The sequence below is a fragment of the Vibrio atypicus genome (genome assembly GCF_009811315.1).
GTDB classification, from domain to species: Bacteria; Pseudomonadota; Gammaproteobacteria; order Enterobacterales; family Vibrionaceae; genus Vibrio; species Vibrio atypicus.
On the sequence record NZ_BLID01000047.1, the window covers coordinates 1 to 295 of the forward strand.

The 295-nt window shown below is 55.3% G+C and carries 1 rRNA gene; it reads left to right on the plus strand.

What is annotated here, in order from left to right:
• Window positions 1-295, plus strand: a 23S ribosomal RNA gene (locus GVO60_RS22255); the annotation flags it as partial.

A 295-nucleotide genomic window follows, 5' to 3' on the forward strand; every position in this document is an offset into this window, starting at 1 on the left:
GGGTAGGGGAGCGTTCTGTAAGCCGTTGAAGGAGTGTTGTAAAGCATGCTGGAGGTATCAGAAGTGCGAATGCTGACATGAGTAACGATAAAGGGGGGGAAAAACCCCCTCGCCGGAAGACCAAGGGTTCCTGTCCAACGTTAATCGGGGCAGGGTAAGTCGACCCCCTAAGGCGAGGCCGAAAGGCGTAGTCGATGGGAAACGGGTTAATATTCCCGTACTTCTTACAATTGCGATGGGGGGACGGAGAAGGCTAGGTGGGCCTGGCGACGGTTGTCCAGGTTCAAGCGTGTAG